This is a genomic window from Anabaena sp. AL09 (assembly GCF_001672255.1).
GTDB lineage: Bacteria > Cyanobacteriota > Cyanobacteriia > Cyanobacteriales > Nostocaceae > Dolichospermum > Dolichospermum lemmermannii.
Window position 1 is genome coordinate 1 of the sequence record NZ_LJOQ01000050.1, and the last position, 19964, is coordinate 19964.

The window sequence follows — 19964 nt, forward strand, 5'->3', positions numbered from 1 at the left end:
CAGTAATAGAGGACGAAAGAAGTCTACTACTGTGCTTTCTGTTGGGCAGGAAGCCCACACTGTACCGTCAGGTCAGTGTGGGTAGTTCACATATAGATTTAATTTTAGATAAGTTGACAGCTTTAGGGCAGGAAATTAGAAATAAATTAAGCAATATTCGAGATTTAACTGAAAAAATGGCAGTAACTCCCATACTTCAAAAAGGGTTAGATATAGGCATAAAAACCACATTAGAAGAATTAGTGAATTCTGGAAAATTAACTCTACAAGTAATCACAGAAATTCAGCCGCTTCAAGAACCACAATTCAACAGTATTTGGATTGAACACAGAGAAGAAATTTACCGCTTTTTCCGTGAAGCATTGAATAACGTGATCCAACACGCTCAACCACCTCACGGTACGGCTACCCAAGTATTTGTTAGTTTAGAGCAACAGGGAGATAAATGTACTTTAGTAATAGCAAATGATGGAGCTATTTTAGCATCTACTTATAGACCCAAAAAAGGCGGCTATGGTACTAAAATCATGGATACTATAGCCAACGAACTTCTAGATGGTGTATGGGAAATATCAGTTTTACCCAATGGAGAAGTGCGAGTTACACTAAGTTGGCATTTACCTAACTGAACAAGTGACAACTAAGGCAATTCCACAGAATTGGGTTTAGCAATATGTGGTAAACCCCAACCGAGTTTTTCCCGCAGAACACGGAAAAATTCCGGTGACTGGAGACGAATAAACCGGGCACTATAGGGCGATCGCTCTAAATATACCCGATCTTCCGGTAAAACATAACATCCACCATTACCATCCACCACCATTACCAACCGGGGAATATTAACAGGATAGATATTAACTGGTTCACTATCAGGAAACACCAAAGCCCTAGAAGCCAGAGAATGGGGACAAATTGGGACTAACTGCAATACAGGGACACCGGGAGTAATTACTGGACCCCCTGCGCTTAAAGAATAAGCTGTAGAACCCGTTGGGGTAGAAACAATAATTCCATCAGCCGCAATATCCACAGGTGAATGTCGCCCCACTGCGATTTCAAAATGGCACATACAAGTTAAAGGTTCTCGATGTAGCACCATTTCATTTAAACAGAGGGCTTCCCACTTTACCGTATCTCCCCGCATAACTTTAACGGTGAGCATAGCTCTATCTTCAACCTGATATGCACCCGCCATACACTGTTCTAAGGCTTGGGGCAATTGGTTAAGATAAGCTTCAGTCAAAAATCCCATGTGACCAGTATTTACCGTCAGCATGGGGATACCACAGGGGGCGACTAGGCGTGATGCTGCTAACACAGTTCCATCCCCCCCTAACACCAGTGCAAATTTCATGTCTGAGTCAAAGCCAGGGGGCGTAAGACCTTCAATGGGGGTGTGCAAGACTGGACTATCTGGTTGAGAATAGCCCAATATCCCACCGATACTCGCTGTGATGTATACATCCCAACCAGCAGCGGTGAGCTTGTCTTTTAGTTCGATAGCGACACTACTCGCTATCGGCTTAACATCGTTGTAGATAATGCCTGCTTTCGGCACACTCAAATATCCAAGTTTAAGGGATGATTTTTCTGTATCTAATAGTTACACATTTTTGCCTAATGTCACCATTCGGCTGACATTTATTGACTATTGGCTTTGGAGGATTGTTTAAAGGGAGTCTTTTTACTTTTAAGCTTTTTACTTTTGGCTTTTTCGTAATCTAACTGTTTCAGCTTATTCATAATCCGACTGAAGTATTCTTGTAGATATGCTTCTAAGGTGGTAGTTTCTTGTTTGTCTAAACCAAAAACAGTATATACTTCGTCCATATTTTCTGAGTTTAGAGCTTTACCACCAGCTAAAACTTCTGTAAAAGCTAATCTATCAGCAACATTCCATCCCCATTGAAAGCAGCGCAGTAAATTTTGGACAGCCCGTAATAAACTGATAGGCATTCGTGTAACTTTTGCGTCTCTATCAGATAAGCGTTCACAAAGATTAATAATTTCCTCAGCACTCCAAGCACGAGTTCCCACGACTGGGAAAGCTTGCTTTTCTGTTTCTGTCACAGTCAAAGCCCGCACCGCGAATTTAGCAATATCCTGCGTATCCATGTAGCCAATAGGTGAGGATGTTCCTGTTACCCATACTGGTTGTTTTTCTAAAATAGGTATGCCGTACTGACCAATTAACCCTTGCATAAATCCAGCTAAACGTAAAACTGTGTAGTTTAAACCTGATTCTGCTAAATATGCTTCTGTACATCGCTTAATTTCCATCAGCGGTACATTGGGGTATTTATCAGCATCTAAAATTGAAAAGAAGATAAATCTTTCTACACCAGCAGCTTTAGCGGCTTGAATTAATGCTACTTTGCCATCCCAATCCACTTCTTTAATAGTTAGTGAATCTGTGGCGCGAGATGTAGCAGCATCAATAACTGCAGTTACACCTGTTAATGCTTCTGTCAGGGTTTGTGAATTACACAAGTTTCCCCGTACCAGTTCTGCACCCCATTCTTTGAGAAAAGCAGCTTTTTTAGGACTCCGAACCAGACAGCGGACTTTATACCCTTCATCAATTGCGCGACGAGCCACTTGTCTTCCCAAAGTGCCAGTTGCACCAACTATTAATAATGTCATGGGGTTGGTTATATATCTTAATGTTTATGAAAAGAATCTTAACAGAATTTAGTTATCTAAATAAAACTTTACATCTTTTTAATAAAAGATAGGAGTCAGGAGTCAGGAGTCAGGAGTCAGGAGTCAGGAGTCAGGAGTCAGGAGTCAGGAGTCAGGAGTCAGGAGTCAGGAGTCAGGATGATTCTTCCTCTACTTCCCCTACTTCCCCTACTTCCCCTACTCCCCCTACTCCCCCTACTCCCCCTACTCCCCCTACTCCCCCTACTCCCCCTACTTCCGTTCTATTCTTCTGCGCCTTGAATTTTGAGTAACAAAGCGCCAATTGCCCAACCTACGAAGATTAGACCGAAAGATAGCATCGCTGCATTTAACATTTCGCCGCCCATTTGCTGTAATGCTCCTTTGTGGATTGTTGATTTATGTTTCCTGTTTTTCAGACTGCTGAATTTGATTTGAAGACTCAAATCTCATTTTCAACTTTCAGGATTCAGTTAAACTAGGTCTATCAGAACAATACCTTGTCCAAATCGAAAAAAGTCTTGATTTGTAGGTTGGGTTGAGGTACGTTCACGAAGTGTGGCGAAGCCATAACCCAACAAATGCGTCGGGTTGCGCTGTCGCTTAACCCGACCTACAAAAAATGGACAAGGTATTGTCAGAATTATTAGTATTAGACCTCTATAAATAATTCTAAACCAATTTAGGGATGATAATTGGCAATAGACGGAGATGGGCTGGGTTTCCCCGCCCCTACAATATAATGACTAATGAAGATAAACGGACACGGTTGGTGCTGACCCTGGGAGATCCGGCAGGTATTGGTTCTGAGGTGATTTTGAAGGCTTTGGCAGATCCTGAAGTTACTCAAAATTGTGATGTGATGGTGGTAGGGAATAGAACTTTATTAACAAAAAGTTATGAAAATATCAGTAAAAATATTGATAATTCTCTAGCTTTGGCTAATCCGGTTGATTTGTCTATAGTTGATGTCCCTATTGCTGGTGAAATTATCACAGGTGTGGGAAATGCAGCTAGTGGTGCAGCGAGTTTTGCTTATATGGAATATGCCATATCTCAAACTTTGGCAGGTGAGTTTGATGGAATTGTCACCGGACCTATCGCTAAATCTGCTTGGAAAGCCGCTGGTTACAACTATCCGGGACAAACGGAACTTTTAGCCGAAAAGGCTGGTGTTGAGCGGTTTGGGATGTTGTTTGTGGGGCGATCGCCTTTTACCGGTTGGACACTCCGCGCTCTACTTGCTACCACCCATATTCCTTTATCTCAAGTAGCTGCGACTTTAACACCGCAGTTGTTGACAAAGAAATTAGATTTATTGGTGGAGTGTTTAGCAAATGATTTTGGGATTAAACATGGCAGAATTGCGATCGCTGGGTTAAATCCCCACAGTGGAGAAATGGGACAACTGGGAACAGAGGAAATAGATTGGTTAATTCCCTGGTTGGAATCAGAACGCCAAAAACGCCCGCATTTACAGCTAGAAGGACCCATTCCCCCAGATACAATGTGGGTAAAACCGGGTATTGCTTGGTATGGTAATTCTGTGATCAAAAATCCTGCTGATGCTTACTTAGCACTTTATCACGACCAAGGTTTAATTCCGGTGAAGTTGATGGCTTTTGATCGGGCTGTAAATACTACCATTGGTTTACCATTTGTGCGGACTTCACCAGATCATGGAACGGCGTTCGATATTGCGGGTAAGGGTATTGCTGACGCAACAAGTATGAAAGCAGCCATACGGTTAGCGGTGGAGTTGGTCAAGCAAAAAGTATAGAGCTTAGGCTCTGATATATTTATAAATACCGACATTTGTCGCTAAAGTAATTGTCAGTGTAGGTTATGGGGTGTAGGTTATGGGGTGTAGGTTATGGGGTGTAGGTTATGGGGTGTAGGTTATGACAAAAGAATATTGGGAAGATTATCGGAGTCGAAACAATGCCTAGAAGTACAAGTTATCACGCCAAACTAATTAAATACTTACAAGATCCTCTAGAAGCCGCAGCTTATATTGAGGTAGTTATAGAAGAAGGTGATCCTATTATGTTAAATAAAGCACTCAAAAATGTGATTGAGGCTCAGGGTGGAATTGATAATTTTTCCGTAGCAGTACAGCAATCCTACGATAGATTTGCCCAAATTCTTGCTGAAAAAGGAGAAATTGAATTTTATTCTTTGACTAATGTACTTGATGCTTTAGGATTGCAGTTAGCCGTAACCGTGAAGTCAGCTTGAATTATGCAAATTAGAAAACTGTTAATTTCACAATCACTGGAAAATGGTCAGAAGGCCATACCCCTTCCCACTGTTCACGGTCAATAATAACTTGTTCTGTCTGAAAAGCGCAGCTATCGCAATATATAGTATCAATAGCATCCCAGGCTTTACCCGTAAAATCGTGAAAAGTTTTCTGTTTTTCTAGAGGAAGAGTAGCTAAAGGATCTTGTAATTTTTTACCATTTCTTAGAGGGGATAGGAAAATTTGCCGTTCTGGAGTACGAGGATTGGCGTTAAAATCTCCCGTTAGCAGTAAGTAGTTTTCCGGTGGAAACTCAGCCAAACGTTGACTAATTAGGACTGCACTTAACTCCCTAGATTTGGCATTTTCGTGATCTAAATGGGTATTTAATATAGTCAAGGAAAAACCAAGATGACTAACTTCAAAATTAGCCCAAGTGGCCATCCGTGGTAAACGAGTTCCCCAAGTAATACTACCAGGAATTTCTGGAGTATCACTGAGGTAAAAATCTTGTGTTTCTTGAAGTTTAAAGGATTGGGGATTATAAAAAATTGCACAATGTTCACCGCTTCCTGTACCAGTGCGATCGCCCCCAATAATGTTATATTCCGGTAAGAGTGCTTGTAAATCTGCCAGTTGATCAGATTTACCCTCCTGTGTACCCAGTAAATCCGGTTTGTAGTGTTGAATTAAAGAAGCAATCGCCCCTACACGCTTTTTCCACTGACGCACCCCAGGATCTGGTTTGTCATAGCGGAGATTAAAAGTCATCACAGTAATTTGCATAGATATTTTTAAACTGATAGTTTGGACAAAACCAGAGAAGATGAGAAATACTCTGAGAATATCCTGTAAAAGAGAAAAACTAAAGATTTTATCCAAGCCCTAAGTAGATACAATTCCCTGACTGACTTTAGCTCCAATATCTACCAATTAATCACCTTAATCATCTAATCAAGCCTCAATATCATGACCGAACTAATTAGTAGATTTGACTAAATTGTTCAGTTATCCAACAACCCTTTTTTCAAAATTTAACTTGCGGTGTTGTCTGGTGGATCAAACTTATAACCATAACCCCGTACCGTTTTAATATACTCCGGCATACTAGAATCAACTTCCATTTTCTTCCTAAGTTGGCCAATATGCACATCAACAACCCGTCCATCTCCCACATAATCACAACCCCAAATCTTTTGGATCAGTTGGGTACGACTCCATGCTTGTCCAGGGTGGGTAGCTAGAAAATGTAAGATATTAAACTCCAAAGCAGTTAAAGCTAAAGCTTTATTATTGAGTGTTACCTCTCGCGCTTCTGAGTTAATAGCTAACTGATTGAAAGTGAGGCGTTGTGACACACTGGACTGGATATAGCGAACACGTCTTAATAGGGCTTCTACCCTAACTTCTACCTCAGCTAGACTAAATGGTTTGGTTAAAAAATCATCAGCACCAGCAGCTAAGACTTTAATTTTATCAGCTTCATCATTGCGACTGGTAAGCATCATGACTAACACATTGGTACGACTTTGCATTTCTTGGCAAAGTTTATAGCCATTTGCATCTGGTAAATTCCAGTCGAGAATCACTAAAGCGGGATTAAATTGCTCAAATAAGACAAGAGCCGTTTTACCATCTGCTGCTGATTCTATTTGATATTTCCGACTCAAAAAACGCTGAATCAGGTTACGGACACTAGAATCGTCATCTACAATCAGAATCTTGGAATTATTTGTGGAAAGCGTATCCATAATGGAATTTATGATTGTTTTGGCAATTTGCTGTGATGATAGATGCTGCAAAAGTAGTATTTTTGAAAGTAAATTTACCGTTCTATAAAACTTACCCAAAATTACCAAAGTCTAGACACATCTGGACAGCGATAACCTTAGTGTTTACTTCCTGCTTCATCACGGCAATCTCGGTAGAACTTACCGTTTCTGACCGTAGTTCCTAAAAAGAACCCTCAATTCTGTTAATTAACCTCACCTACCTGGAAACTGCTATAGCTAAATTCTCCATGAAGTTTATGCAAACTTTAGACATCTTACTTTTTAAAAGAAGTATAAGTAATAGACAATTTTGGTATTTTTTAAAGATTTTTTTGTATAAATTAGATACATAAATCAAATTATATTTCCATGTATTAACTATAAAAAGATACCCGAATCATCCAAGAAATCGGGTATCTTGTTGTTGAGATCAGATTGGGGATAGTTAGAGGTTTTTCCCAAACATTATCAACAATCCCGCCCAAAATTATTAATACTGAGGAACAGAAGCGTCTACTTCTTGACTCCAAGCATTAATTCCCCCTTTAACATTTGTGCCAGTAATTCCCGCTTCCTTGAGGATAGCCAAGGCTTTCGCCGAACGTCCACCCAGTTTACAATGAGCAATTAAACGGTGTCCATTGAGTAAGTCCTTCACCTTAGCCACACCATCACCATTTTCAATATCTGGTAAAGGGACTAACACAGAACCAGGAATTTTAGCAATTTGGTACTCATGAGGATTACGCACATCTAGCAGCACAAAGTCCTTTGCACCACTATCTAATAACGCCTTCAATTCCTTCACAGTCATTTCTTGAATTTCCATTTGTTGTTTCGCTTCTTCGGCTTGGGCTTGGGGAATCCCACAGAATTGTTCGTAATCTATCAACTTATCAATAACTGGACGGATAGGATTAGGACGCAGTTTCAACTCCCGGAATTTCATATCCAAGGCGTTGTAAAGCACTAGTCTACCACTCAGGGTAGTACCATTCCCCAGAATAATTTTCACTGTTTCTGTGGCTTGAATAATCCCAATCATTCCCGGTAAAATTCCCAGAACTCCACCTTCTGCACAGGAAGGAACCATTCCTGGTGGTGGTGGTTCGGGATATAAGTCACGATAGTTGGGTCCACCTTCATAGTTAAAGACGGTTGCTTGTCCTTCAAATCGGAAGATAGAACCGTAGACGTTGGGTTTATCTAACAATACGCAAGCATCGTTGACTAAATACCGCGTTGGGAAGTTATCAGTGCCATCAACTACGATATCGTAAGGACGAATAATATCCAGGGCGTTTTCGGAACTTAAACGAGTTTCATACAAATCAACCTGACAATGGGGGTTAATTTCATGAATCCGGTTTTTTGCTGATTCGATTTTGGGTTTACCTACCCAGGATGTCCCGTGAATAACTTGACGTTGCAGGTTAGAGGTGTCCACAACATCAAAATCAACAATACCAATTCTGCCTATACCTGCTGCTGCAAGATATAACAGTAATGGTGAACCTAGTCCACCTGTACCGATACAGAGTACACTGGCGGCTTTTAGGCGTTTTTGCCCTTCCATACCCACTTCTGGCAAAATTAAGTGGCGGGAATAGCGTTCGTAGTCGTCTTTTGTCAACTGGATTTCATCCAGATTGGGATTTAGCATAGCAGTTGTAGGAATCAGCGCGGAGTATTAATGTTAACTTAAATTTGCTAATTTTATCAGTTTAATTGTCTCGGCTGGAAACTGGTGGTTGTCATCAAGAGTCCAGCTTTGCAGTTTACCAGCTTGAGTATTTTGTAGGGATAATATCACATAAGAGTATTCTGTCCAAGCATATATTCTATCCCATTCTGACAGATAGCGATAGCGATCGCATATCTTCACCTTTAACTCTATTTTGGTATCAGCAGAATTGAGTCTTATGATACATTTAATTTTAATGATACATTTAATTTTAGTCAAATCTCTTTTATTGCAATCAGATGACTACACTCCTGAGTAGATACAAAATTATCAAGGAACTTGGTGAAGGTGGGTTTGGTGATACTCACTTAGCTGAAGATACTGCTTTACCAGGAAATCCTTATTGTGTAGTTAAGCACTTAAAAAGAAATCCTGACCCTGCTGCATCAGCAATTATACAAAGATTGTTTGAAGAGGAAGCCAAGGTTTTACATAATCTGGGTAAACATGATCAAATTCCTTCACTCGCTGCACATTTTCAAGAAAAGGGGGAATTTTATCTTGTGCAAGAATTTGTAGATGGACATGATCTGAATAGAGAGATTATTCCTGGTAAAAAGTTGAGTGAGAAACAGACGATTGAACTACTTCAAGAAATTCTAGAAATTTTAGCAGTTGTTCATCAAAAAAATATTATTCATCGAGATATTAAACCATCAAATATTATGCGTCGTCGTCAAGATGGCAAAATTGTTTTAATTGATTTTGGTGCAGTTAAAGAAATTGGGGTTTTTACGGTTAATTCCAAAGGCTTGTCCCAACTATCAACAGGTAATTTTCCCTGTCCCCTGCTCCCTGTTCTCTTCTTTTGTAAATACAGGCGAAGTAGTCAAAGCAATCATTCTGAATGGACTAGGTTTTGTATCAATATCATTATATTTATTCCCTGATTTTTTCAAGATAAACCCATAGAACATTTAATAGGAGAAGGAATAAAATAATCACACAAGTAGTGGATAGGATTCTTAACTTAACGGATGAACATTGTAGGATATTGCAATTCCTACCTAATTCTTGTCAAAAATACTATTTGTTATGTTAGTTGCCGAATCTATAATTCCCTCTTGAATTGGCGTAAACCACTATCATGATTAGGTTTGAGGCTTTAATATTCCTCAAAAATAGCGATTCCTACGGAGCGCTTCGCTATCGCTCATTAATTTATATCAAACCCATGTATACCAATGGTTTTGGATATATCAAAAGGATGTTTGATCACAAGGGGAACGGTAGAACCATATTTTTTTACTTAAACCACTAGTTTTGCATATAGATAATGAATGCATTAAATGTTGAATTATGATGATTAGAGCCAGTAAAAGTAAATAAGTATGATAGAAAGTTTTAATATACAACCCAGTTGCAATAACGTAATTATCGTATTAGTAGAACCAGCCGGACCATTGAATATAGGTTCAGTGGCCAGAGTTATGAAAAATTTTGGCTTATCTAAATTAATATTAGTCAATCCTCAATGCGATCGCACATCCTCTGATGCTATAAAAATGGCAGTTCGTGGCAAAGACATTTTAGAATCTGCGATCATAGTAGATACATTACCAGCAGCATTACAGGGCTGTGTCCGTGCCATTGCAACCATGGGACGGGACTACAGTGGAGAAATTCCTCTAGAAACCCCTCGCACCGCTTTACCCTGGTTATTAGCAGCAGCAGAAAAGCCTGTAGCTTTAATTTTTGGCAGGGAAGATAGGGGATTAACTAATGAAGAATTAAATTATGCCCACAAATTAGTTTTTATTCCCACTAATCCAGAATATCCATCTTTGAATTTAGCTACTGCGGTTTCTATTTGTTGTTATGAATTGTCACAGTCTACAGACTTATTTATAGAAGAGAATATACCTGTTTCAGAAATTGCCCCGTTAGATGCGATGGAAGCATACTATCAACAATTGGAATCTTTATTGCTGTCCATTGGTTATCTTTATCCTCATACCGCAGCTAGTCGCATGGAAAAATTCCGCTACCTGTATAATCGTGCTTATCCACAAACTGCGGAAGTGAGAATGTTAAGGGGGATTTTACGACAGATAGAATGGGCAATTAACAGGCAAAAACCTGAAAACCGTGATTTATTATAGTTAGGATTTTGCAAAGTGCGCCCTGCTGGAATCGAACCAGCCTGAAGACGAATTATGAGTTCGTTGCCTCCCCAATCGGCCAAAGGCGCTTATTTACTTGGATTTTAACCCTGTAGTTTTAGTTTAGTCATTGATTTATAACTTCACTTCAACAACAGTACACTATTCTACCATAATTTGGCAACCTGTAAACAATTATCAACAAAACCACTAATTTCACTAAAAGTTCAAATCATCAAATCTAGTGTTCGGCGAATATTTCTGGTAATTCTGTTTATTGACACTCCCCGTGTCTAAAGACACGGAGAGTGTCAAACTAACGCTACTTGAATTCTGGCATAAACTTTTACAGCTTTCCCATTTTTAAACTGTGGATTTTTGACCTTTATGGCATTCAAGGCATTAAATTTTACATTTCTTATTATTTGTTGACACTTGTCGGATGATTTTAATCATTCCATTCACCACGAGGGGGAACGGGTGTGCGTAGGGGTGTACGTGTTAACTCATCATCTCTGGTGAAATCACCGCGTAACCATTGACGGATAGCCACTTCAATCACTTTACTGGGGTCATTAGTGAGATGTTGAATTTGCTCTATTAATTCAGAATCTAGATGCAGAGCGATTTCTGTCTTGTCAGCGCGTTTATTATCTGCACCGTTAGGTTGTTCTTGCATATTCATCGTTTTAAATACTCTGAAATAGTTTAATTGAAAGCGTTGTCAAGCAGTTATGATATTTATAATTTCAGTCTATTTAATTGTAAGCTGCTGAGTCATCAACACTAGGAATTATAAATAGACTTTACACCCTTTCCAGGTAAGCGTAAAGCTCAGTTACTTAAGTCCTAGTATAGAAGCAAAACTTCTACGTAGTTGAGTAACTACTCTGAGATAAGTGGATTGGTGTTAAAATGGATTCAGGATAATTATAAACAACAAGGTATAAAATCTTTGGCAATGTCGGCTTTAGGTTGTGGACTTGGTAATTTACAATGGCAAGATGTTGGACCATTGATGTGCAAGTTTTTAAAAGAGTTAGATATTCAAGTTTGTATATACTTACCCACTGATGGAAAAATTGCTGATGAATTTCTGACAAAAGAATTCTTGCTTTCATTAAAATGAATAAAACATTTAATAATTCATGTGCAATATACATTTTTACTAAATTATGAAAACTTACGACTGGATTATTATTGGTGCGGGAATTACTGGGGCTGCACTTGCTTATGAATTAACAAAAATTGGATTTTCTGTACTTTTGTTGGAACAATACCAAACACCCCAAAATGCTACCCGTTATAGTTATGGTGGCATTAGTTTTTGGTCAGCAACAACAGCAATTACAAAACAATTATCTACAGAAGGGTTAACCCGTCATCGGATATTATCAGAAGAATTAAATGCAGATACTCAATTTCGGGAATTAGATTTATTAATGACTATTCCTGTAGATATTAATCCCGAAACAATGGCTAAATCTTATCAAGATGTTGTTATTCTTCCGCATTTAATTAGTATTCAAGAAGCTTGTGAATTAGAACCTTTTTTAAACCCCGAAGCTATATCTGGTGCATTAACTGTTAAACATGGTCATGTTCACCCAGAAAAAATTACTCAAGCTTACATTCAAGCAATGGTAAATTTAGGAGGAGAAATCCAATTTGGGGAATTTAGAGAATTAGTAACTACTTCTACGAAAAAATGTACAGGTGTGAAAACAAATACTAATACTTTTCAGAGTGATAATGTTGTGATTTGTGCTGGGGGAATTACTCGTAAACTACTAAAATCAATGGGTATTGCTGCGAAAATATATTTTTCTCATGCAGAAATCATTGAAATACCATCTACAGATATTCAATTACATAGCTTAGTATCACCCGCAAATTTGCAAAGATTTCAACAAGAAGCAGAATCTACTCAAATTGATGAATTATGGGATAACCCGAATCATGAAATAGTATCACCAATTTTAGATGCTGGTGTGGTGCAATTTCTGGACGGGAGTTTACGCATAGCTCAAATTAGCCGGGTTTTAACAAATCCGCAAGCGGAAATTAACTCAACAGCAAGTGAACAATGGTTACGAGAAAGTATTACGAACATATTACCAAGTTTAGGAAATTTACCAGGAACATGGCATCATTGTTTAGTGGCATTTACTCAGGATAAATTGCCTTTAATTGGTGCTATTTCTGAATTTTCAGGACTACATATATTTTCCGGTTTTAGTAGTCCTTTTCTCTTTGTACCACCTTTAGCTGTCCGGTTTGCTAATTTTGTATCTGGTCAAAAAGATGAGATAATTAAACAGATGTCTCCTGACCGTTAGAATTAGTCATCATATTTTCTGGATCTGATTTCATGAGTTTAGCAGCTTCTTGTAATAGTGCTTTTTGTTCGTTGTGAATAACTTCTAAACGCTGGGAAATTTCAGCTAACCTTTGCTGTTTACTTTGAATTTTCCCAATGCCGAAAATTCCCACTTTAGGAAATGTTATCCAAAGAGATTTTAATAATTTTTGTAGTAATATAAAAGGAATTTTTAAAATTGACCAACTGGCAGTTTCTATGATTCTAACAATTGCTTTAATGATACTCCAAATCACTGCAATTGTAAATAATAAAATTATTCCACCCCTGACAGGGTGATTTATTCCCCATGTGAATATTTCTAATACTTGGAAAAACCAGGGATATTGTGATAAAAAATCATGCACAGATGTATTAATAGTTTTTTGAATTACTCCTGATGTATTATTAGTAATTTTCTCGACATTGTGCCAATTATTTTCTAAATAATCTTTAGTATTATCAGTTGTTTTTGTCGCTTGTTGTTGTATAGATTGAGTGAAAGAATCTAAATTTTGATTAATACCATTTTTCAATATTTGCCAACGTTGAGTAACTGTTGCTGATAAGTTTGAATTTAGCTGCATAATCTTCAAATATACTAAATTTCAGATCCCCGACTTCTCAAAGAAGTTGGGGATCTCATATAATTACTAATTAGCAAATAAGTCCAAATCTGTTACTGCACCCACACTACTGGAAGCTACAAGTTTGGCATATTTTGCCAGTACCCCTTTCGTATATCTGGGTGGAAGTGGTTGCCAACTTGCGCGACGAGTAGCTAATTCTGCTGCTGATACATTCAGTTGCAACAACCGGGCATTGGCATCTATGGTAATGCTATCACCTTCTACTACTAAGGCGATGTTACCACCTACAGCCGCTTCTGGGGCAACGTGACCGACTACCATGCCGTAAGTACCACCGGAGAAGCGTCCGTCGGTAATTAAGCCTACAGAGTCACCTAAACCAGCCCCAATAATAGCGGAGGTGGGGGCTAACATTTCTCTCATACCGGGTCCGCCTTTTGGTCCTTCGTAGCGGATAACGATAACATCCCCAGCTTGGATTTTTTTGGCGAGAATTGCCTCTAAACAGGATTCTTCCGATTCAAATACTCTCGCGGGTCCTGTAATTACAGGCTTTTTGACTCCGGTAATTTTGGCTACTGACCCTTCTATGGCCAGGTTGCCTTTGAGAATGGCTAAGTGTCCTTGGGCATACATGGGGTTATGCCAAGGACGAATTACGTCTTGGTCCGTCCGTGGTTCTGCGGGGATATCTGCTAAGACTTCGGCGACTGTTTGCCCGGAAATGGTGATACAATCACCATGCAGCAAGCCATGGGCTAATAGCATTTTCATGACTTGGGGAATACCGCCGGCTTTGTGTAGGTCGGTGGCTACATATCTACCACTGGGTTTTAAATCACAGATGACGGGAACACGACCGCGAATGGTTTCAAAGTCGTCTAAAATTAGTTCAACACCAGCAGCGCGGGCGATCGCTAGAAAATGTAATACTGCATTGGTAGAACCACCCACAGCCATAATCACGGAAATGGCGTTTTCTATGGATTTGCGGGTGATGATTTGCCGAGGTAATATTTGTTTTCGTATAGCTTCAACGAGGACAACGGCTGATTTTTCGGTGCTGTCGGCTTTTTCTGGATCTTCAGCAGCCATGGTGGAGGAGTAGGGTAAACTCATGCCCATGGCTTCAAAAGCTGAAGACATGGTATTGGCTGTAAACATCCCTCCACATGAACCCGCACCGGGGCAAGCACCGCGTTCAACTGCTAACAGTTCATTTTCGTCAATTTTACCAGCACTGTATTGACCAACGGCTTCAAAGGAACTGACAACGGTTAGATCTTTACCCTCATAGTGTCCGGGTTTGATTGTACCACCGTAAACAAAGATAGCAGGGATATTCATCCGCGCCATGGCTAACATTGCCCCTGGCATATTTTTGTCACAGCCACCAATTGCTAATACACCGTCCATACTTTGCCCAGTACAGACTGTTTCTATGGAATCAGCGATAACTTCCCGTGAAACGAGGGAGTATTTCATCCCTTCTGTTCCCATGGAAATGCCGTCACTAATGGTAATTGTCCCGAAAACTTGGGGCATTGCACCAGCGGTTTTAATCGCGGTTTGCGCCCTTTGTGCCAGTTCGTTTATCCCCATGTTACAAGGGGTAATGGTGCTATAGGCATTGGCTACACCGACAATGGCTTTGTTAAAATCTGCATCTTCAAAACCTACAGCCCTAAGCATGGCGCGATTAGGCGATCTTTGTACCCCTTGTGTGATAGCTTTACTTCTAAGATTTTCTGACATTTATCTTTTTCCCTTCTGTGCCATTATTGCTTCTTAGTTAGTATCCTAAGTTAAGACGAAGCTGCATAGAACAAGATTTTCATAATCATTCACCGCAGATAATGATAGATTAATGAACTGGGTATTAGAAGGGCAAAAATTGTAATAAGACTGAACCTAGACTACCCGCAAAATCCATAAAGCTAGGTTTACCTGTATTCACTGTTTCTGTGTAAGGGGTTTTTAATTCTAAAATAAATGCTTTGGCTGTTTGTGTTCCTTCACTATTCTTTTCTTTTTCAAATAGTTCTATTGCTTTTTGGGCATCTTCTAAAGCGTTTTTTCTATCTAAACTTTGGTAACTAGCGACACCACGGGCTAAATATGCCCCAGCATAGTCTGGTTTAAGTGCGATCGCTTGGCTAAAATAATCAATAGCTGGTTTAAGATTCCCCTTTTCTGCTGCTGCTACACCCCAAGCATAAAAATCTTCTGATTTAGCAATTTGCGAAGGTATTCCTACCGCACCTTGAAAATTTGTACCTGTAATATTCGCACCTTTCAATTCAGCATTCATTAAATAAGTATCTCTTAAATCAGCACCGCTTAAATTTGCACCACTAAGTTTAGCCTCACTTAAATTCACGCCAAATAAACTCGCACCGCTTAAATTCGCACCTCGCAAATCCGCACCAGCCAAATTTGCCCGACTTAAATTCGCACCCGCAAGATTTGCACCGTTTAAATTTGCCCCAGCTAAATCAGCCATTACTAACCCAGCATTACCAAGAAGACATTTTGGACATTGTTTATTTGCCAATAACTGCCTAATATCCTCATAACTTGCAGCTTGAACTGCACCTGATAAGCTGACTGTGAGTAAAAATACAGATGTTGCCAAAATTTTACTGTTCATAATTTATTTTTGTATTCACTCAAGTTTCTAGTTGTTGTTAGTTGTCAGTTGTCAGTGGTTGTTAGTAATTATTTCCCCCTGCCTCTGCCCTTTACTCAGCCAAATTTAAACCAATAATACCGATAATTATAAAAGACATAGAGATAATTTTTACCAGCGTAAAAGACTCATGAAACCAAATCACGCTAATCGTAGCAATTATCAGAGTACCAAAACCTGCCCAAATAGAATAAACTATACTCACCGGAATTGTCCTGAGAGAAAGAGTTAAAAACGTTAAGCAAAGTCCATAAAATACAAAAATAAAAACTGATGGGATAATTTTGGTAAATTCTTCTGACAGTTTCATACAAGTTGTACCAGAAACTTCAAAAATAATTGCTGCTATCAGATAAAGCCAACTAATTAGCATAACTGTGATCTCACTCCTGTTTGATGGGAATATTTACTGATAAATTTTGTCCAGAATTAAATTCTATGTAAACTTTAATTTAAAAAATGTATATTAACTAAAGGCATTATTTCAGAAACTTGAAATAATTGCTGTTTTATCCGCTACTTGATAAAATCACATTGCTAGTGCTATACCTTGAAAAAAAATGTTCAAAATTTTGACTCATTTCCGAAATTTAGCAATTGTTAGCTTGATCAGCTTGATATTAACCTGGTCACTTCCTGTCCAAGCTGATACCAAAATCAACCCCCAACTAGAACAACAAGTTTTAGAAATTATCCGCAAAAATCCCGAAATCATTATTAAATCTGTAGAAATATACCAGCAGCAACAGCAAGAGAAACTACAACAATCACGACAGAAATTTATCAATGATTTTCAAACAAATCCTCAATCTGTAATTGGTGATTCTCCCACAATTGGTGCAACCAAATCAAAAACAGTATTGATAGAATTTTCAGATTTTGAATGTCCTTATTGTGCCGAAGCCCATCAAACACTCAAAGATTTATTGGCAAAATATCCAAATAAATTCACCTTAGTTTATAAGCATTTTCCCCTTTATCAAATTCATGATCAAGCATTACCCGCAGCTACAGTAGCTTGGGCAGCATATCAACAAGGTAAGTTTTGGGAATATCATGATGCCTTGTTTACCAACCAAAAACAATTGGGTGAGACTTTATATTTAGACACTGCTAAAAAGCTCAATTTAAACCTCACAAAATTTGGCAATGATCGCAAATTAGCTAATAAATCCATCCAAAAAGACCTATTATTAGCCCAACAATTAGGATTGGGTGGCACACCATCTTTTATTATGACCAGTCCAAATTTTGCTGGACCGGTAAAACTCACAGAAGTGGAAGAAATGTTGCAAGGTAAACAATAAAATCTGATGGTTAAGCAATAATCTATACCAGTTTTATGGTTGTTGCCAATAAATCTGCACCTTTAGATAGAGGTGGCACGTATTGGTTAACTGTTCTAATTGCAATAAGTGTAAGGAGTAGTCTTATGAGAAGTGATGAGGATAACTTTTCGCTTCTCAATTCCTATTTTATTGAAGAAGGGGTTATATCGAAAAATAGAACTTACAATCAGGATTTATGGTTGTACCACTTAACTTCTACATCCAAGGTCAAGGATTTCCCATCCTTGGTTTACATGGTCATCCTGGTTCGGGACGTAGCCTCTCTATCTTTACCAATCATCTATCAAAACGCTACCAAACCATTGCCCCAGATTTGCGTGGATATGGCAAAAGTCGGTTTCAGGGCAAATTTGAGATGCAAGACCATTTAGACGACCTAGAAGCCCTATTAGACCAATTAAAAATAGAAAAATGTTTATTATTGGGATGGTCGCTAGGAGGCATTTTAGCCATGGAACTGGCCATGCGCCTACCGCAACGGGTGACAGGCTTAATTTTAGTAGCCACTGCCGCTAGACCTTGGGGCAATCATCCCCGGATTTCTTGGCAAGACAATATTTATACAGGCATTACTGGTATATTGAACTATATAAAACCCAGTTGGCAATGGAATATTGATACTTTCGGCAAGCGATCGCTCTTTCGCTACTTAATTCAACAACACACATCCACAGCATACAATTACATAGCTAGGGATGCCCTACCAGCCTACTTACAAACCTCATCAGCAGCTACAAACGCCCTCTACAGTGCCATGAGAGCAGGTTATAATTGCACCCCCAACCTTTGGCAAATCCAATGTCCTAGCCTAGTGCTTGCTGGTGAACAAGACCGCCACATTACCGCTGATGCCAGTTTAGAAACAGCCCGACACATAAAAAACTCTCAATGGCAATGTTACCCCAACACAGCCCACCTCTTTCCTTGGGAAATACCCCAACAGTTATTAGGAGACATTGATAGTTGGTTAGTAACCAACCCCCAAATAATCAAAGTTTAAATTAGCCATAGTTCGTTCCCAGGATTAGCCCAGGAACGATAACAGCCTCTGGAATTGTTGATTAGACTAGATTTGACCGCTAAAGACAGGCTTTACTTTACGGTCAATCCATTCCCCCAAATCTTCAGCAATTGTTAAAACAGTAGGTTTACAGCGTTTGATATTCACTATAATTCCCTGCGCTCCTTCAATTTCCAAATCTTCTATATAGCCATTGCTGGCTTTAGTAGCTTCCACAGAACTGAAAAATGGACCAAAGTAGTATGTACAACTGGGATTTTGTGTGACAATTTCTACCCACCAAGCAAGGCCGAGTCCATTGAATGTATTAATCAACCCCTCTTGGAAGTTATGCCAAATCGTTTTCATGGTTTTCGCCGATTTATAAACGTGTGACTGGATGTGTGAAAATAGGTGGGATTTATTGTCTTTTACATTGTTTATAGTCACTGATTTCGTGGATATTTGTCTACGAAATCAGTAACTGTACTATTGTTTTTTCAAAGCAATTGTCTGTAGTTTATCAAGATACAGTGTATTTTGAGATTTTTGGCGATAAATTTCGTAAAGTGCCATACCAGTTGCCACCGAAGCATTGAGGCTAGGAGTCTTGCCCTGTAAGGGAATGGACACCAAAACATCACAAGAACGTTGTGTCAACATCCCCAGACCTTCGCCTTCACCACCCACGACTAAAACCACAGGTCCACTAAACTTAACACTTTGTAATGGTTCGCTACCTGTAACCGCAGTTCCATAAATCCAAAAGCCTTCTTCTTTTAACTGTTCTAAAGCGCGACCAAGGTTGACAACTCTAGATACAGGAAAGGTTTCTAATGCCCCTGCTGCGACTTTCATCACCGTAGAAGTAATTCCCGCTGCCCTTCTTTGAGGAATCACCAAACCGTGAGCGCCAATCGCTTCTGCTGTCCGAATAATTGCCCCTAAATTGTGGGGATCAGTAATACCATCAGCAACTACAATTACAGGATCAGTCACAGCTTTAGCGTTGCTAATCAGATCCTCTAGTTCAATATAAGAATAAGGAGCAATTTGAGCCGCTATTCCTTGGTGATTTGCCCGACCAGTAATTTGGTCTAACCGCATTGGTTCAACTTCATCAATAACTGCGCCATTATCTTTGGCTTGCAAAATCAAATGATGAAATCTGGGATCATAACGGAGACGAGTAGTAATCCAAAGACGGTTGATACTGTGTTCATTTTCCAAGGCAGTCAAAACTGGATGACGACCATAGATTAGATCAGTTTCTTCTGTGGGTGTGATTTCTGAGGATTGCTCGGAAAATTGGGAAGAAGGACGATATCTAGCAGTGAAGGATTTACCGCCTGTTGGTAATGCGATTTCTGAAGATTGTTCAGAACCGTAGCGAGATGTGCGGGGTTTCACGGAAAATGACTTACTTTCTCTGTCTACTCTCACTTCTGAAGATTGT

22 protein-coding genes, 1 tRNA gene and 2 pseudogenes are annotated in these 19964 nt (G+C 39.2%); 10 read left to right on the top strand and 15 right to left on the bottom strand.

Annotation, left to right across the window (positions count from 1 at the left end; translation table 11 throughout):
- Positions 1-629, top strand: a 629-nt coding sequence (locus AN490_RS09935) for a sensor histidine kinase (RefSeq protein ID WP_300002529.1), incomplete at its 5' end; no start/stop codon positions are given.
- Between the two features lie 11 nt (positions 630-640).
- Here AN490_RS09935 and AN490_RS09940 read toward each other — a convergent pair.
- The 3 genes from AN490_RS09940 to AN490_RS09950 all read right to left on the bottom strand — a co-directional run bounded on the left by AN490_RS09940 (position 641) and on the right by AN490_RS09950 (position 3029).
- Positions 641-1558: an NAD(+) kinase gene (locus tag AN490_RS09940; RefSeq protein WP_300002532.1), complete on the bottom strand. Its 918-nt coding sequence runs from the start codon at positions 1556-1558 to the stop codon at positions 641-643.
- An 83-nt stretch (positions 1559-1641) separates the two neighbouring features.
- On the bottom strand, positions 1642-2643 hold the full coding sequence (locus AN490_RS09945) for an SDR family oxidoreductase (RefSeq protein WP_300002535.1): 1002 nt from the start codon (positions 2641-2643) through the stop codon (positions 1642-1644).
- A 281-nt stretch (positions 2644-2924) separates the two neighbouring features.
- The gene (locus tag AN490_RS09950) at positions 2925-3029 is read right to left on the bottom strand and encodes a PetM family cytochrome b6-f complex subunit 7 (protein WP_015078782.1); all 105 of its coding nucleotides are present in this window, start codon (positions 3027-3029) and stop codon (positions 2925-2927) included.
- A gap of 374 nt (positions 3030-3403) precedes the next feature.
- Between AN490_RS09950 and pdxA the strand changes: the two genes are divergently transcribed.
- Positions 3404-4441: a 4-hydroxythreonine-4-phosphate dehydrogenase PdxA gene (gene pdxA, locus AN490_RS09955; protein WP_300002540.1), complete on the top strand. Its 1038-nt coding sequence runs from the start codon at positions 3404-3406 to the stop codon at positions 4439-4441.
- 161 nt (positions 4442-4602) lie between these two features.
- Positions 4603-4899, top strand: a complete 297-nt coding sequence (locus tag AN490_RS09960; protein ID WP_168634540.1) for a hypothetical protein — start codon at positions 4603-4605, stop codon at positions 4897-4899.
- Positions 4900-4909: 10 nt separating this feature from the next.
- Here AN490_RS09960 and AN490_RS09965 read toward each other — a convergent pair whose 3' ends face one another.
- From AN490_RS09965 to AN490_RS09980, 4 genes are all read right to left on the bottom strand, one after another.
- Positions 4910-5785: an endonuclease/exonuclease/phosphatase family protein gene (locus tag AN490_RS09965; protein WP_271837749.1), complete on the bottom strand. Its 876-nt coding sequence runs from the start codon at positions 5783-5785 to the stop codon at positions 4910-4912.
- Positions 5786-5937: 152 nt separating this feature from the next.
- Complete coding sequence (locus AN490_RS09970; protein WP_168634538.1) at positions 5938-6654, bottom strand: response regulator transcription factor; 717 nt, start codon at positions 6652-6654, stop codon at positions 5938-5940.
- A 511-nt stretch (positions 6655-7165) separates the two neighbouring features.
- Entirely contained in the window at positions 7166-8338 is a 1173-nt protein-coding gene (moeB, locus tag AN490_RS09975) for a molybdopterin-synthase adenylyltransferase MoeB (protein WP_300002547.1), read from the bottom strand.
- 33 nt (positions 8339-8371) lie between these two features.
- Positions 8372-8560, bottom strand: coding sequence for a hypothetical protein (locus tag AN490_RS09980; protein ID WP_300002685.1), 189 nt, complete (start codon positions 8558-8560; stop codon positions 8372-8374).
- A gap of 98 nt (positions 8561-8658) precedes the next feature.
- Here AN490_RS09980 and AN490_RS09985 point away from each other — a divergent pair.
- From AN490_RS09985 to AN490_RS09995, 3 genes and pseudogenes are all read left to right on the top strand, one after another.
- Positions 8659-9144: pseudogene (locus AN490_RS09985) on the top strand (protein kinase); the annotation flags it as partial.
- 94 nt (positions 9145-9238) lie between these two features.
- Positions 9239-9357 (top strand): annotated as a pseudogene (locus AN490_RS09990) (DUF4277 domain-containing protein); the annotation flags it as partial.
- A gap of 393 nt (positions 9358-9750) precedes the next feature.
- On the top strand, positions 9751-10521 hold the full coding sequence (locus AN490_RS09995; RefSeq protein WP_300002550.1) for an RNA methyltransferase: 771 nt from the start codon (positions 9751-9753) through the stop codon (positions 10519-10521).
- 16 nt (positions 10522-10537) lie between these two features.
- Here AN490_RS09995 and AN490_RS10000 read toward each other — a convergent pair.
- Positions 10538-10610 (bottom strand) — tRNA-Ile (locus AN490_RS10000).
- A 359-nt stretch (positions 10611-10969) separates the two neighbouring features.
- A complete protein-coding gene (locus AN490_RS10005; protein WP_015078732.1) occupies positions 10970-11206 on the bottom strand; it encodes a hypothetical protein in 237 nt (78 codons plus the stop codon).
- A 192-nt stretch (positions 11207-11398) separates the two neighbouring features.
- Between AN490_RS10005 and AN490_RS10010 the strand changes: the two genes are divergently transcribed.
- Both AN490_RS10010 and AN490_RS10015 read left to right on the top strand, forming a co-directional pair.
- Positions 11399-11650: a hypothetical protein gene (locus AN490_RS10010; protein ID WP_168652664.1), complete on the top strand. Its 252-nt coding sequence runs from the start codon at positions 11399-11401 to the stop codon at positions 11648-11650.
- Between the two features lie 46 nt (positions 11651-11696).
- The gene (locus tag AN490_RS10015) at positions 11697-12860 is read left to right on the top strand and encodes an FAD-binding oxidoreductase (protein ID WP_300002555.1); all 1164 of its coding nucleotides are present in this window, start codon (positions 11697-11699) and stop codon (positions 12858-12860) included.
- Here AN490_RS10015 and AN490_RS10020 read toward each other — a convergent pair.
- The 4 genes from AN490_RS10020 to AN490_RS10035 form a co-directional block, all read right to left on the bottom strand.
- A complete protein-coding gene (locus tag AN490_RS10020; RefSeq protein WP_300002558.1) occupies positions 12835-13467 on the bottom strand; it encodes a hypothetical protein in 633 nt (210 codons plus the stop codon). The two genes, AN490_RS10015 and AN490_RS10020, sit on opposite strands and share 26 nt — an antisense overlap.
- 66 nt (positions 13468-13533) lie before the next feature.
- Positions 13534-15225 (bottom strand): dihydroxy-acid dehydratase, encoded by a 1692-nt coding sequence (gene ilvD / locus AN490_RS10025; RefSeq protein ID WP_300002561.1) that lies wholly within the window; start codon positions 15223-15225, stop codon positions 13534-13536.
- A gap of 124 nt (positions 15226-15349) precedes the next feature.
- The gene (locus AN490_RS10030) at positions 15350-16120 is read right to left on the bottom strand and encodes a pentapeptide repeat-containing protein (RefSeq protein ID WP_271823670.1); all 771 of its coding nucleotides are present in this window, start codon (positions 16118-16120) and stop codon (positions 15350-15352) included.
- Between the two features lie 91 nt (positions 16121-16211).
- Entirely contained in the window at positions 16212-16532 is a 321-nt protein-coding gene (locus AN490_RS10035) for a multidrug efflux SMR transporter (RefSeq protein WP_300002566.1), read from the bottom strand.
- Positions 16533-16719: 187 nt separating this feature from the next.
- Here AN490_RS10035 and AN490_RS10040 point away from each other — a divergent pair, with 187 nt between their 5' ends.
- Both AN490_RS10040 and AN490_RS10045 read left to right on the top strand, forming a co-directional pair.
- Positions 16720-17466, top strand: a complete 747-nt coding sequence (locus tag AN490_RS10040) for a DsbA family protein (RefSeq protein ID WP_300002569.1) — start codon at positions 16720-16722, stop codon at positions 17464-17466.
- Positions 17467-17683: 217 nt separating this feature from the next.
- Complete coding sequence (locus tag AN490_RS10045) at positions 17684-18508, top strand: alpha/beta hydrolase (RefSeq protein ID WP_300002572.1); 825 nt, start codon at positions 17684-17686, stop codon at positions 18506-18508.
- A gap of 66 nt (positions 18509-18574) precedes the next feature.
- Here the strand turns inward: AN490_RS10045 and AN490_RS10050 are convergent, their stop codons facing one another.
- On the bottom strand, positions 18575-18877 hold the full coding sequence (locus AN490_RS10050) for a DUF1816 domain-containing protein (RefSeq protein WP_015078722.1): 303 nt from the start codon (positions 18875-18877) through the stop codon (positions 18575-18577).
- A gap of 120 nt (positions 18878-18997) precedes the next feature.
- Positions 18998-19951: a 23S rRNA (guanosine(2251)-2'-O)-methyltransferase RlmB gene (gene rlmB, locus AN490_RS10055; protein WP_083881498.1), complete on the bottom strand. Its 954-nt coding sequence runs from the start codon at positions 19949-19951 to the stop codon at positions 18998-19000.
- Positions 19952-19964 lie beyond the last annotated feature (13 nt).

Coding starts and splice junctions, on each gene's coding strand:
- AN490_RS09945 (WP_300002535.1), bottom strand. CDS start 2,643: ATGACATTATTAATAGTTGGTGCAACTGGCACTTTGGGAAGACAAGTG.
- AN490_RS09950 (WP_015078782.1), bottom strand. CDS start 3,029: ATGGGCGGCGAAATGTTAAATGCAGCGATGCTATCTTTCGGTCTAATC.
- pdxA (WP_300002540.1), top strand. CDS start 3,404: ATGACTAATGAAGATAAACGGACACGGTTGGTGCTGACCCTGGGAGAT.
- AN490_RS09960 (WP_168634540.1), top strand. CDS start 4,603: ATGCCTAGAAGTACAAGTTATCACGCCAAACTAATTAAATACTTACAA.
- AN490_RS09970 (WP_168634538.1), bottom strand. CDS start 6,654: ATGGATACGCTTTCCACAAATAATTCCAAGATTCTGATTGTAGATGAC.
- moeB (WP_300002547.1), bottom strand. CDS start 8,338: ATGCTAAATCCCAATCTGGATGAAATCCAGTTGACAAAAGACGACTAC.
- AN490_RS09995 (WP_300002550.1), top strand. CDS start 9,751: ATGATAGAAAGTTTTAATATACAACCCAGTTGCAATAACGTAATTATC.
- AN490_RS10005 (WP_015078732.1), bottom strand. CDS start 11,206: ATGAATATGCAAGAACAACCTAACGGTGCAGATAATAAACGCGCTGAC.
- AN490_RS10015 (WP_300002555.1), top strand. CDS start 11,697: ATGAAAACTTACGACTGGATTATTATTGGTGCGGGAATTACTGGGGCT.
- AN490_RS10020 (WP_300002558.1), bottom strand. CDS start 13,467: ATGCAGCTAAATTCAAACTTATCAGCAACAGTTACTCAACGTTGGCAA.
- ilvD (WP_300002561.1), bottom strand. CDS start 15,225: ATGTCAGAAAATCTTAGAAGTAAAGCTATCACACAAGGGGTACAAAGA.
- AN490_RS10030 (WP_271823670.1), bottom strand. CDS start 16,120: ATGAACAGTAAAATTTTGGCAACATCTGTATTTTTACTCACAGTCAGC.
- AN490_RS10035 (WP_300002566.1), bottom strand. CDS start 16,532: ATGCTAATTAGTTGGCTTTATCTGATAGCAGCAATTATTTTTGAAGTT.
- AN490_RS10040 (WP_300002569.1), top strand. CDS start 16,720: ATGTTCAAAATTTTGACTCATTTCCGAAATTTAGCAATTGTTAGCTTG.
- AN490_RS10045 (WP_300002572.1), top strand. CDS start 17,684: ATGGTTGTACCACTTAACTTCTACATCCAAGGTCAAGGATTTCCCATC.
- AN490_RS10050 (WP_015078722.1), bottom strand. CDS start 18,877: ATGAAAACGATTTGGCATAACTTCCAAGAGGGGTTGATTAATACATTC.